The sequence below is a fragment of the Mycobacterium triplex genome (assembly GCF_000689255.1).
GTDB lineage: Bacteria > Actinomycetota > Actinomycetes > Mycobacteriales > Mycobacteriaceae > Mycobacterium > Mycobacterium triplex.
This window is the reverse complement of record NZ_HG964446.1, coordinates 1,155,704-1,167,334: the sequence shown is the minus strand read 5'-3', so window position 1 is coordinate 1,167,334 and position 11,631 is coordinate 1,155,704. Positions and strand designations below refer to the sequence as shown.

Annotated in this window: 15 protein-coding genes and 1 riboswitch; of the genes, 7 read left to right on the top strand and 8 right to left on the bottom strand. The window is 67.4% G+C overall.

Going from position 1 to position 11,631, the window contains the following annotated elements; translation table 11 throughout:
- Positions 1-35: 35 nt before the first annotated feature.
- Genes BN973_RS05360 through BN973_RS05330 form a run of 7 tightly spaced genes read right to left on the bottom strand, consistent with a single transcriptional unit; the run spans position 36 to position 5,229 of the window.
- Positions 36-872: an enoyl-CoA hydratase-related protein gene (locus tag BN973_RS05360; RefSeq protein WP_036466447.1), complete on the bottom strand. Its 837-nt coding sequence runs from the start codon at positions 870-872 to the stop codon at positions 36-38.
- Positions 869-1,891, bottom strand: a complete 1,023-nt coding sequence (locus BN973_RS05355) for a TIGR03617 family F420-dependent LLM class oxidoreductase (RefSeq protein ID WP_036466446.1) — start codon at positions 1,889-1,891, stop codon at positions 869-871. The genes BN973_RS05360 and BN973_RS05355 overlap by 4 nt, the downstream gene beginning before the upstream one ends.
- 47 nt (positions 1,892-1,938) lie before the next feature.
- Positions 1,939-2,562, bottom strand: coding sequence for an LON peptidase substrate-binding domain-containing protein (locus BN973_RS05350; RefSeq protein ID WP_036466445.1), 624 nt, complete (start codon positions 2,560-2,562; stop codon positions 1,939-1,941).
- Positions 2,562-3,701: a glutamate--cysteine ligase gene (locus tag BN973_RS05345; RefSeq protein ID WP_198048973.1), complete on the bottom strand. Its 1,140-nt coding sequence runs from the start codon at positions 3,699-3,701 to the stop codon at positions 2,562-2,564. Before BN973_RS05345 ends, BN973_RS05350 begins: the two co-directional genes overlap by 1 nt.
- Entirely contained in the window at positions 3,682-4,386 is a 705-nt protein-coding gene (gene sodC, locus BN973_RS05340) for a superoxide dismutase[Cu-Zn] (RefSeq protein ID WP_036466442.1), read from the bottom strand. The genes BN973_RS05345 and sodC overlap by 20 nt, the downstream gene beginning before the upstream one ends.
- Positions 4,387-4,418: 32 nt before the next feature.
- Complete coding sequence (locus BN973_RS05335) at positions 4,419-4,901, bottom strand: LytR C-terminal domain-containing protein (RefSeq protein ID WP_036466441.1); 483 nt, start codon at positions 4,899-4,901, stop codon at positions 4,419-4,421.
- 19 nt (positions 4,902-4,920) lie between these two features.
- Positions 4,921-5,229: a DUF3263 domain-containing protein gene (locus BN973_RS05330; RefSeq protein WP_025736979.1), complete on the bottom strand. Its 309-nt coding sequence runs from the start codon at positions 5,227-5,229 to the stop codon at positions 4,921-4,923.
- Positions 5,230-5,496: 267 nt separating this feature from the next.
- Between BN973_RS05330 and BN973_RS05325 the strand changes: the two genes are divergently transcribed.
- The 4 genes from BN973_RS05325 (at position 5,497) to BN973_RS05310 (ending at position 8,314) form a co-directional block, all read left to right on the top strand.
- Positions 5,497-6,090 carry a peptide deformylase gene (locus BN973_RS05325; protein ID WP_036466440.1) on the top strand — a complete coding sequence of 198 codons (594 nt, stop codon included), beginning with the start codon at positions 5,497-5,499 and terminating at the stop codon, positions 6,088-6,090.
- Positions 6,090-6,842 (top strand): GNAT family N-acetyltransferase, cg3035/Rv0428c family, encoded by a 753-nt coding sequence (locus BN973_RS05320; protein WP_036466438.1) that lies wholly within the window; start codon positions 6,090-6,092, stop codon positions 6,840-6,842. Before BN973_RS05325 ends, BN973_RS05320 begins: the two co-directional genes overlap by 1 nt.
- A 56-nt stretch (positions 6,843-6,898) precedes the next feature.
- Complete coding sequence (locus BN973_RS05315; RefSeq protein WP_036472066.1) at positions 6,899-7,705, top strand: exodeoxyribonuclease III; 807 nt, start codon at positions 6,899-6,901, stop codon at positions 7,703-7,705.
- A gap of 171 nt (positions 7,706-7,876) precedes the next feature.
- On the top strand, positions 7,877-8,314 hold the full coding sequence (locus tag BN973_RS05310; protein ID WP_036466436.1) for a hypothetical protein: 438 nt from the start codon (positions 7,877-7,879) through the stop codon (positions 8,312-8,314).
- 12 nt (positions 8,315-8,326) lie between these two features.
- On the opposite strand, the gene BN973_RS31990 is transcribed toward BN973_RS05310, so the two are convergent.
- Positions 8,327-8,581 carry an Rv1535 domain-containing protein gene (locus tag BN973_RS31990; RefSeq protein ID WP_084163307.1) on the bottom strand — a complete coding sequence of 85 codons (255 nt, stop codon included), beginning with the start codon at positions 8,579-8,581 and terminating at the stop codon, positions 8,327-8,329.
- A gap of 63 nt (positions 8,582-8,644) precedes the next feature.
- Between BN973_RS31990 and BN973_RS05305 the strand changes: the two genes are divergently transcribed.
- The 3 genes from BN973_RS05305 to thiD all read left to right on the top strand — a co-directional run bounded on the left by BN973_RS05305 (position 8,645) and on the right by thiD (position 11,617).
- A complete protein-coding gene (locus BN973_RS05305; protein WP_139830165.1) occupies positions 8,645-8,920 on the top strand; it encodes a hypothetical protein in 276 nt (91 codons plus the stop codon).
- A 132-nt stretch (positions 8,921-9,052) separates the two neighbouring features.
- Positions 9,053-9,163, top strand: a riboswitch (TPP riboswitch).
- Entirely contained in the window at positions 9,156-10,793 is a 1,638-nt protein-coding gene (thiC, locus tag BN973_RS05300; protein WP_036466432.1) for a phosphomethylpyrimidine synthase ThiC, read from the top strand. Its footprint overlaps the riboswitch before it by 8 nt.
- Positions 10,790-11,617 (top strand): bifunctional hydroxymethylpyrimidine kinase/phosphomethylpyrimidine kinase, encoded by an 828-nt coding sequence (gene thiD / locus BN973_RS05295; protein WP_036466431.1) that lies wholly within the window; start codon positions 10,790-10,792, stop codon positions 11,615-11,617. The genes thiC and thiD overlap by 4 nt, the downstream gene beginning before the upstream one ends.
- Positions 11,618-11,631 lie beyond the last annotated feature (14 nt).

Below are 11,631 nucleotides of genomic sequence, written 5' to 3'. Positions count from 1 at the left end.
TTCTGCCGACAAAGTGCGAGTGCGGGTCTGCTAATTTACCGGCTCGGCGAAGTCGGCGGCTCCGGCAGGGCTTTCCAGTCCCGCGACACCCGCGATCCGAACCGCGGCTCCCGCCGCTCAACGAACGCGGCGACGCCTTCGGCCGCGTCGGGGGTGCCCATCACGCGGTGGTGCAACTGGGTCTCTAGCGAGGCCACCTGCCGCGGTGTGTAGCCGCGAATCGCGGTGTCCCACAACAGCCGCTTGCTCAATGCCGCCGACATCGGTGCCACATTGACCGCGATGTCGCGAGCCATGTCCAGCGCGCCGTCGAGCACCTGCGCGGCGGGTAGCGCGCGATTCGCGATGCCGTACGCGACGGCCTCGGGCCCGTCGAAGGTGCGCCCGGTCAGCAGCACCTCGGCGGCGACACCGAGATTCGTCAAGTGCGCCAGCGTCCAGTGCGACATGCAATCGGGTATCACTCCGCGACGCACCTGCACCACACCATATTTCGCGTCCTCGGCGAGAATGCGGATGTCGGCCTGCAGCGCGATGGTCAGTCCGATTCCGATGGCATGCCCGTTGACCGCGGCGATCACCGGTTTGCGCAATTCGAACGCCGGCGGGTCGATCGGCGACGCGGAGAACGCGGCGACGTCTTGCGGGCTGTCGAACGGCGTTGCGCCGCCAGAGAAATCGGCGCCCGCGCAAAAGGCCCGGCCCGCGCCGGTCACCACGATGGCGCGGACGTCGTCGTCCTCGTCGCACTCCCGGTACGCCCGGCTCAGCAGTGCGCCCATCTCGGCGGTGTAGGCGTTGAGCTGGGCGGGCCGATTGAGCGTCAGCACCGCCACGCCCGCGGCGACCTCGACCACCAGATCGGTGCTCATCGCCGCGCGGGGCTCCGGTGCAGGGCGTCGATCAGGCCGGCGAGATCGGTGTTGACCGGTGTGTAATACGGGAAGTAGCAACATACTTCGTCGACGCGGTCGCCGAACCGCTCCACGATCTGCTGGGCACATTGCTCCGGGGTCCCGACGATCCCGATCCGGGCCACCATGTCGTCGGTGATCAGAGCGCGCATCTCGGCAAACCGGCCCTGCTTGGACAGCGCGTTGAGTTCGGGCTGCACGTCTGCCCAGCCCTCGACCTCGAGCACCGGCAGGTAAGCCGGTGTCGAGCCGTAGAACGCGATCAGCGACGCGACACCGTTGACGGCGGCGGCCAGGTCGCCTTCGTTGCTGCCGACCGCGACCATGGCCTGGGCGATCACCTCAAAATCGTTGGCGCAGCGCTGCGAACGGCGCAGTCCCTCGTCGATCGCCGGGATGGTGCGTTCGGAGAAATGGCGGGCGCTGTGGAACGGCATCACCAGCAGGCCGTCGGCGACTTCGGCGGCGGTGCGCGTCATGATCGGACCCAGCGCCCCCATCAGCACCGGCGGCGGTCCGAACGGGTTCGGGCCGGGGTTGAAGTTGGGTGCCATCAGGGTGTGGGTGAAGAACTCACCCCGAAAGTTAAGCGGGGACTGGCCTTCCCACGCGGCGAATATCGCCTTGATCGCGGCGATGGTTTCGGCCATCCGCGCCGCGGGCCGATCCCAGGTGCTGCCGTAGCGCTTTTCGATGTGGACCCTGATCTGCGAGCCCAGCCCGAGCCGGAATCTGCCCCCGCTGAAGACCTGCAAATCGTAGGCGGCATGCGCCAGGTGCAGCGGACTGCGCGGCGCGGCGATCGCGACGTTGGTCATCAAGTCCAGGCTGGTCTCGCTGGCGGCGATGACCAGCGGAAAGAACACATCGTGCTGACCCTCGAAGGTGAACAGCCCGTCGGCGCCCGTCTCGGCGATCTCGGCCGCACTCGCCGACGCACCGGTCGGCGATCCGTTGACTTGCAGATGTACTTTCACTCAACCATCCAGTCGCGCAGTCAGTTTCCCTATAGGAAAGCACATCGCTACTCCGACAACTGGAACTCCACCATCTCGGCGATCGCGTCGACCGCCTCACCCAGCGCCGCGAGCCGGTCGGCCGCCGATGGCGCCGACAGCACGGCGTACCGGTCGGCGGCTCCGATCGGGATGCGAGTGGCCAACGTGTACAGCCGCTCTCCCGCGTCGGCGTCGTCGGAGCCCAGCAGCACCTCGCGCTTCGGCAGCATGGCGCCGCGCGCCTCCGCGATCCGCTCGAACAAGGCCATCATCCGGTCTTCGACATCGACAAGCTGTGCCAGAGTGACCGTTTCCCCCGCCTCGTCCGGCCACGGCTGCACCGACGCCCGGGGGTAGGGATCGTCGGGCAGCCACTCCGACACCCGAATCCGCTCGCCGGTCCGGCAGCGCAGCGAGTATCGGCCCACACCCTGCTCGACGCATTCGTCGATCCGGCACAGCACGCCGACGTCGCAGCGCGCATCGCCGCCGCCGACCTCACGGCCGCGCGAGATCAGCACCACGCCGAAGGGTTCACCGGTACCGACGCAATGCCGCACCAGTGCAACGTAGCGAGGCTCGAAGATGCGCAATGGCAGATCCTGATTCGGCAGCAGCGCCGACTCCAGCGGGAACATCGCGAGCTCCATCAGACGTCCAGTTCGCCCACCAACGCATCGACGACCGCGCGCAGATCGCCGTCGTGCTCTTCGGCCACCCGCCGCTGCCGTTGATAGGAGGCCCCGTGGCGCCAGATGTCCTCCACCGCCGCGAGTTCGTCGCTGCAGTGCAGCGACTTGGCGACCGGCTCCAGCCGGGTCAGCACGTCGGCGAGGTCGTCGGTGACCAACCGCTCGTTGCTGTCGGCGTCCTGGATGATCACCGCGTCCAGCCCGTAGCGTGCCGCGCGCCACTTGTTCTCCTGGGTGTGCCACGGCGGCATCGTCGGCAACGACTCGTCGGCTTCCAGCCTGCGATCCAGGTCGACCACCAGGCAATGGGTCAGGGCGACCAGCGCACTCAGCTCACGCAGGTTGGACACGCCGTCGCAGACTCGCACCTCGAGTGTGCCCAGATGCGGGGAAGGCCTTATATCCCAACGGACTTCGTCGACGTGGTCGATGATGCCGGTCTTCTTCTGGTCGTAGACGAATCCTTCGAACTCACCCCAGGTCTGAAACTGGAACGGCAAGCCGGCCGTCGGCAACTGCTGGAACATCATGGCCCGGTTGCTGGCGTACCCGGTGTCCACGCCGGTCCACCACGGCGAGGACGCCGACAACGCCAGCAGGTGTGGGTAGTAGCGCAGCAGCGACGTCATGATCGGCATCACCTTGTGCGCCGAGGAAATCCCGACGTGTACGTGCACACCCCAGATCAGCATCTGCCGTCCCCACCACTGGGTGCGCTTGATCAGCTCGGCGTAGCGGGGCGCATCGGTGAGCTTCTGGGTGCTCCACTGCGCGAACGGGTGTGCGCCCGCACAGAACAGCTCCATGCCACGGTCCCGGACGATTCGGCGCGCGGGGCCCAAGGTCTGCCGCAGATCCTCGATCGCCTGACCGGTGCAGTCGCAGATACCGCTGACCACCTCGACGGTGTTGCGCAGCAATTCCTTGTGCACGCGTGGGTTTTCGCCGATCTCGGCGATCACCGAGGTCGCCTCGTTGCTCAGGTCGCGGGTCTGGGCGTCGACGAGCGCGAACTCCCACTCCACGCCGAGCGTCGGCCGCGGCGACCGGGCGAAATCGATGTGCGGGACGGGCCTGTTAGCCGGCACCAATGACACCGCACGCCACTCGCTTGCCGGCGTCACCAGTGCTCATCGTCGTCGCGTCCGGACCCGGCGTTCCGTTGGCCTGGCTGTAGCGCTCCGGCGGAATGTTGGCGAAGTTGTCCGCACCCGCGTGGATGATGATCGCGGTCTTTTCACCCGAGAGCAGGTCGTCCATCGCGAAGGCGTCCGTGGTGGTCACCAACATTCCGGCACCGTCCTTGCGAACCTCGAGCGAGGTGAGATCCCCGCTGGCGGGTTCGTTCGAGTGGCCGGGCGCCTGGAAGTGACCGCCCGCGGACAGGAAGTCGCCGGGCGCCCCGCCGGTCGGGCCGACCGAATTGGCCTCGCATTTGCCGACTTTGTGAATGTGCACGCCGTGGAAGCCGGGCGCGATCTGACCCTCGCCGGTCGTCGCGATCGTGACGGTGGCATAGCCGTTGGCGAATTCGAACGTCGCGGTCGCGACCTGGGTGCCGTCGGGTGCGCGCAGATGGGTGGTGATGCTCTGCTTGCCCTCGCTCGCGGTTCCCGCGGTTGCCGACGGCGCGGGCGATCCCGTCCAGACGGCCGGCGTGGTGCCCGGCACCGACGACGCGTGCTGCGGCGAGGAGCACGCGCTCAGCAAAACGACGCTGGTGGCCGCGCCGAGTGCGGACAGGGTGACGACGACATTGCGGTGACCGGCAAGCGTAGGCATAGCGAGAGCCTAACCCGGCTCACGACCCGGAGTCAGCCCGCGACCAAGACGATTACGCCGGGCGGTTCTCCGCTGAGCGCGGGCAGGCGCGGTTCGACCGGCGCTCCCAGATTTTTGCCGACCGCGTCGGCGGTGGCGTGCTCACCGTCGGCGTCGGTGAAGTACACGGTCGTGACCGTCACTTCGGGCAACGTCAGGTTGCCGACGTCAACGACCTTGAAGCCGCCGGCCTTGAGTTGGTCCGCGGCATGCCCGGCGACACCTTCCTTGCCGGAGATGTTGTACACGTGGATGTCGGCGTCGGTCGCCGCGGGCTTCGCGCTCGTCGAGGTCGGCGAGGCGGGGGCGCTGGAGCTGGTCGCACTCGAGGCCGGTGCGGCCGAGTCGTCGTCCGACTTTCCCGAGGAGCTCAACGCCTGCCAGCCGAGCAGCAAAAAGATGACGCCGAGGAACAACAGCACCATCACCATGGCCCGCAGTGGGAGTCCCGTGGAATCGGGAACACGCTCTTTCATCGAGCCCTACTGTAACCAGTCAGGTCACCTCGAACCCGAGGCGCCGCGCTGCGCGCGCCTTCTGACGGCTGGCCCGCAGCCGCCGCAACCGCTTCACCAGCATCGGATCGGCGGCCAGTGCCTCCGGCCGATCCACTAACGCGTTGAGGACTTGGTAGTACCGCGTGGCCGACATCGAGAACAACTCTTTGATCGCGTCTTCCTTGACACCGGCGAACTTCCACCACTGGCGCTCGAAGGCCAGGATGTCGTGTTCGCGTCGGGTCAGCCCATCGGCGATTTCAGCATCGTCCCCCGCTCGATTTGCCCGCGCCATGGCGCTGTCCATATTGCTTCCCCTGGACCCTTCCGCCGAATTCCCTGTAGCTCCACTGACATGACTTACACCGGGGCATGTTTCGGCGAATATTGAACCACGCCGCGAACCCTCAAGCCTTCATCCAGACCCGCGAGTCGGCGGATTGGCTACATTGCTTACCTCGCGGCCCCTAGGTCGATTGCCCGCCTCGCCCCCTCGCCGCTTCGCGGCCGGGTGGTACCCCCACCGCCCGCCGCTTTGCGGCGCGCATCGTCACCGGGCTTAAGCTAGCCGACCATGGCAGTGGTACCCATTCGCATAGTGGGCGATCCGGTGTTGCACACGTCGACCGAACCGGTGCCCGTCGGTGCCGACGGTTCACTACCGGCAGACCTCGCCGGATTGATCGCCGATATGTACGACACCATGGACGCCGCTCACGGTGTCGGGCTGGCCGCCAATCAGATCGGCCACGGCCTGCGGCTGTTCGTCTACGACTGCGCCGACGATCGCGGCATGACCGAGCGCCGCCGCGGCGTGATCATCAATCCGATCCTGGAGACCTCCGAGATACCCGAGACCATGCCCGACCCGAGCGATGACGACGAGGGATGTCTATCGGTTCCCGGTGAGTCGTTTCCCACCGGGCGGGCGAAATGGGCACGGGTCACCGGCCTGGACGCCGACGGGAAAACGGTCACGATCGAGGGCACCGGCCTGTTCGCCCGGATGCTGCAACACGAAACCGGGCACCTGGATGGATTCCTCTACTTGGACCGCCTGATCGGCCGGCATGCTCGCGCCGCGAAGCGAAGCGTCAAATCCCACGGCTGGGGCGTGCCCGGACTGTCCTGGCTGCCGGGCGAGGGACCGGATCCGTTCGGTCACTGATGGTCTCGTGGCCGGACCTCGGAACGCGGGTGACGGTTCGCTACCGGCGTCCGGCCGGATCGGCTCCGCCGCTGACCGACGCGGTGGGACACCTGTTGGCGGTGGATCCGGTGGTGCGGGTGCAGACGAAGACGGGCGCGGTCGTCGAGTTCTCGGCCGGTGACGTGGTCGCGCTGCGGGTGCTGACCGACGCGCCGGTGCGCACGTCGGCGATCCGCGCGCTGGAGCATGCCGCCGCCGCGGCCCGGCCCGGCGCAGCGCGCGCCTGGGTGGACGGCTGGCTGCTGCGGGCCGGAGACGAAACCAACCGTATCGCCAATTCTGCTGTGCCACTGGATATCTCGGCACAGCTCAGCGCGGTACCGGCGATCGTCGACTGGTACGACCGGCGCGGCCTTCCCCCGCTCCTGGCGATCCCGGACCGGTTGCTGACGCTGCCACGCACCCTGGTGGCCGATCACACCGAGCGGGTGTTGGTGCGCGACGTGGGTGACCTCGCGTCCCGCGAGTCCGATCCGTCGGCCACGGGTGCGGCCGTGACCGACGCGCCGGACGGCACCCGGTGGGTCGGACTTTCGGCGCCGCGCGAAGCCCTGTTGGTCTGGGGTGCACACCACGGCGCCACCCGCGCCTACATCGCGGTCGACGAGGCGGACGAGGCCGCCGGCGGCCTCGCCGAGAGTCTGGGCTTCCGGCTGCACCACCGCCGTCGCTACTTCGATGCCCGGCCGGGTGGCTGGGATACCGTCTAGTCATGCCCGACGGCAGTGTCGATGACGGCGACCCGTTACACCCGACGTCGCCGCGCGTGCGACTGGCGACCTGGAACGTCAACTCGATCCGCACCCGCCTCGACCGCGTCACCGACTGGCTCGCCCGCGCCGAAGTCGACGTGCTGGCCATGCAGGAGACCAAGTGCTCCGACAGCCAGTTCCCCGCCCTGCCGTTCGTGGAACTCGGCTACGAGGTCGCCCATGTCGGCTTCAACCAGTGGAACGGCGTGGCGATCGCCTCACGCGTAGGCCTGGAGAATGTGCAGATCGGGTTCGACGGCCAGCCCGGCTGGAGCAGCAAGCCGGAGGTCGCCGCGACCGCGGAAGCCCGGGCCCTGGGCGCCACCTGTGGCGGCGTCCGGGTGTGGAGCCTGTATGTGCCCAACGGTCGAACCCTGGCCGACCCGCACTACACCTACAAGCTGGAATGGCTTGCCGCCCTGCGTGATGCGGCCGCGGGCTGGTTGGCTGACGATCCCACCTCGCAGATCGCGATGGTCGGCGACTGGAACATCGCACCCACCGATGAAGACGTCTGGAGCATGGAATTCTTCGCAGGCGCCACGCACGTGTCCGAGCCGGAACGCCGGGCGTTCAAAGCCATTGTCGATGCGCAATTCGCCGACGTGGTAAGGCCTTTCACTCCGGGCCCCGGTGTCTACACCTACTGGGATTACACCCAGCTGCGGTTCCCGAAGAAGCAAGGGATGCGCATCGACTTCATCCTCGCCTCACCGGCGCTGGCGGCACGGGTGGCCGGCGCGCAAATCGTCCGGGACGAGCGCAAGGGAAAAGCTCCCAGTGATCATGCGCCGGTTTTGGTCGACCTGAATCCTGAGTAAACCGAGGAAATTCAGGCACCTTCGCGTTGTCTGAGCGTTTACAACGTGGCAGCATTTCCCCCTGTTAGATGCGTGAACAATTTGTTGCCGCCGCCGTTAACTTTCCGTTCGGCGGGTATACATGTTGCTACGCGTTCCCAACGAGCGCGACCGAGGAACCAGGGAGTCATCATGGGTGTCGTCGGAGGGGCAGTCCGTAACGCGGGGAAGACGGTCAACCGCGCGGCGGATGCGACCACCGCCGCCGCGGGCGCTGTCGGGGGCGCCGCAATCAGTGGAATCGTCGGCGGAGTCACCGGCGCCGCCGAAGGCATCAAACGCGGCATCAGCTCGGGCAGTCATTCGACGCCGGCGGCCGCACTGACCCTCGGCGCGCTGGGCGTGGCCGGATTGATCGAGTGGCCGGTGCTGTTGGCCGTCGGTGGCGGGGCATTGGTGTTGCACCGGCTCAACCGATCCAACGGATCGCCGGCGAAAGCCCAGCTCAAGCCGGTGCCCAGCGAGTCGTCGCCCCAAAAAACCGCCCCGCGGAAATCCGCCGCCAAGTCGCCCGCCAAGAAGACCACGGGACGTCGGGCCGGTGCCGCGGAGTTGCGCAGCACCAACTGAAACAGAGCGGACTTACGCCGACGCGCGCTGCGGACGGCCGTGCGGCCGTGCGGGCGCATGGGCGGACGGGTCCGGGCAGATCGTCCCCCGGGGCCTCGAAACCACTCGCGACGAAAACCGCGGCGCCCTGCGATGTGTCCGATCGGGCTGGACTATCTCCACGATCCCGACGCGCCACAGAAGCGCATAGAGTTCGAGTAACGGGACTCGCAGCACCGAAGCAACAGACGAAAATATCGGATCGGCCAGGGAATCGGTCGTCGACATAGGTCCGACGGTGACCAAGTCACCCGGCGAGTTGGGAAACCCCTCGTTACTGAAAGGCAAATGATGGCGGAAAAGAAAACTCGCCGTGCAACATCTCAACGCGATGCGGTAGAGAAAATTCGCGAAGGCGAAACCTTCGTCGTAAAGCTGCCGGTGGTCGGGCAGACCGAGATTCCACGGCCCGAACAGCTGGCCTACTACGGCGGGCTGGCCGCGCTGGCCGCCCTCGAACTGATCGACTGGCCGGTGGCTCTGGTGATCGCCGCCGGACACATGCTGGCCAGCAATCACCACAATCGGCTGCTGGAAGAAATCGGCGAGGCGATGGAAGAGGTCTAGCTGCGGGCTGGCGCGGATCCCGGCGCTGCCATGCCTGTGAGACAGGCTCCCGCCACGTTCTGCACGCCCGCGCGGCGCCGCCGGTCGGGTGTGGGGGTAACGTCGCCTGCGGGGCTTTCTGCCCACCGAAAAGTAAACAACCGCGGGAGCGCACGCCGAGTGTGCTGAGAGGACGGCTTGGGGCCGTCGACCGTACGAACCTGACCGGATAATGCCGGCGTAGGGAGATGAAAGTATGACCGTCACCGTCGAACCGTCCGTGACCACCGGGCCCATCTGGGGCAGCACCAAGGCTTATCGGGAGCTCGACGAAGTTCCCGGGGCCCGCGTGCCGTTGCGCCGGGTCAACCTGTCCAACGGAGAGCACTTCGATCTGTACGACACCTCCGGGCCCTACACGGATCCGGACGCCGTGATCGACCTGGCGGCCGGCCTGCCGCCGCGCCCCGGCGTGGTCCGCGATCGCGGCACTCAGCTGCAGCGGGCCCGCGCCGGCGAGATCACCGCCGAGATGGCGTTCATCGCCGCGCGCGAAGGCATGCCCGCCGAGCTGGTGCGCGACGAGGTCGCCCGCGGGCGGGCGGTCATCCCGGCCAACCACAACCACCCCGAGATCGAGCCGATGATCATCGGCAAGACGTTCGCCACCAAGGTCAACGCGAACATCGGCAACTCGGCGGTGACGTCGTCGATCGCCGAGGAGGTCGACAAGATGGTGTGGGCCACCCGCTGGGGCGCCGACACCATCATGGATCTGTCCACCGGCAAGAACATCCACGAGACCCGCGAGTGGATCCTGCGCAACTCCCCGGTCCCGGTCGGCACCGTCCCGATCTACCAGGCGCTGGAAAAGACCAACGGCGACCCGACCGAGCTGACCTGGGAGCTCTACCGCGACACCGTGATCGAGCAGTGCGAGCAGGGCGTGGACTACATGACCGTGCACGCCGGTGTGCTGCTGCGCTATGTGCCGCTGACCGCCAAGCGGGTCACCGGCATCGTGAGCCGCGGCGGGTCGATCATGGCGGCCTGGTGCCTGGCACACCACCGAGAGTCGTTCCTGTACACCAACTTTGAAGAGCTCTGCGACATCTTCGCCCAGTACGACGTCACCTTCTCGCTCGGCGACGGGCTGCGGCCGGGATCCATCGCCGACGCCAACGACGCGGCGCAGTTCGCCGAGCTGCGCACCCTGGGCGAGCTGACCAAGATCGCGAAAGCCCATGGCGTGCAGGTGATGATCGAGGGCCCCGGGCACGTCCCGATGCACAAGATCGTCGAGAACGTGCGGCTGGAAGAGGAGCTGTGCGAGGAGGCCCCCTTCTACACGCTGGGGCCGCTGGCCACCGACATCGCGCCGGCCTACGACCACATCACCTCGGCGATCGGCGCGGCCATCATCGCCCAGGCCGGCACCGCGATGCTCTGCTACGTCACCCCCAAAGAGCACCTCGGGCTGCCGGACCGCAAGGACGTCAAGGACGGGGTGATCGCCTACAAGATCGCCGCCCACGCAGGCGATCTCGCCAAAGGACATCCGCACGCGCAGGACCGCGACAACGCGTTGAGCCAGGCGCGGTTCGAGTTCCGGTGGAACGACCAGTTCGCGCTGTCGCTGGATCCCGACACCGCGCGGGAGTACCACGACGAGACGCTGCCCGCCGCGCCCGCCAAGGCCGCGCACTTCTGCTCGATGTGCGGGCCGAAGTTCTGCTCGATGCGCATCACCCAGGATGTCCGCGACTACGCCGCCAAGCACGGCCTGGAGACCGAAGAGGACATCGAAGCCATGCTCAACGAGGGCATGGCCGAGAAGTCCCGCGAGTTCGCCGAGCACGGCAACCGGGTATATCTGCCGATCACGACCCAGTGAGTTTCCTGCCGCTGCCGCCGCGGGGCACGACGCCACTGCGGGTGCTGACCATCGCCGGATCGGATTCCGGTGGCGGTGCTGGCATTCAGGCCGACATGCGCACGATCGCGCTCCTGGGCCTGCACGCGTGCGTGGCGGTAAGCGCCGTGACGGTGCAGAACACGTTGGGCGTCAAGAGTTTTCACGAGATACCCGACGATGTGGTCGTCGGCCAGATCGAAGCGGTGGTCACCGACATCGGTATTCAGGCCGCCAAGACCGGCATGCTGGCGTCGCCGCGCATCATCGACATTGTGGCCGGTACCTGGCGCCGGCTCGGATTGACGGTTCCGCTGGTCGTCGACCCGGTGGCCGCGTCCATGCACGGCGACGCGCTGATGGCGCCCGCAGCCCTGGATTCGCTTCGCACCCAACTGTTTCCGTTGGCGACGCTGGTGACGCCGAACCTCGACGAGGTGCGACTGCTGGTCGGCATAGATGTGGTGGACGGCGAGTCGCAACGCGCGGCGGCCAAGGCCCTGCACGCGCTGGGCCCGCAGTGGGTGCTGGTCAAGGGTGGTCACCTGCGGTCGTCGCAACGCAGCAGCGACCTGCTCTATGACGGTGCGGATTTCCACGAGTTCGATGCCGAGCGCATCGCGACCGGCAACGACCACGGCGGCGGCGACACGTTGGCCGCCGCGATCGCCTGCGCACTGGCCCATGGATCCGCCGTTCCCGAGGCCGTCGAATTCGGGAAGCGATGGGTCACCGAATGCCTGCGCGGCGCCTACCCACTCGGCCACGGCCACGGCCCGGTCTCCCCGCTGTTCCGGCTGTCATGATTGCCCGCCTCCTC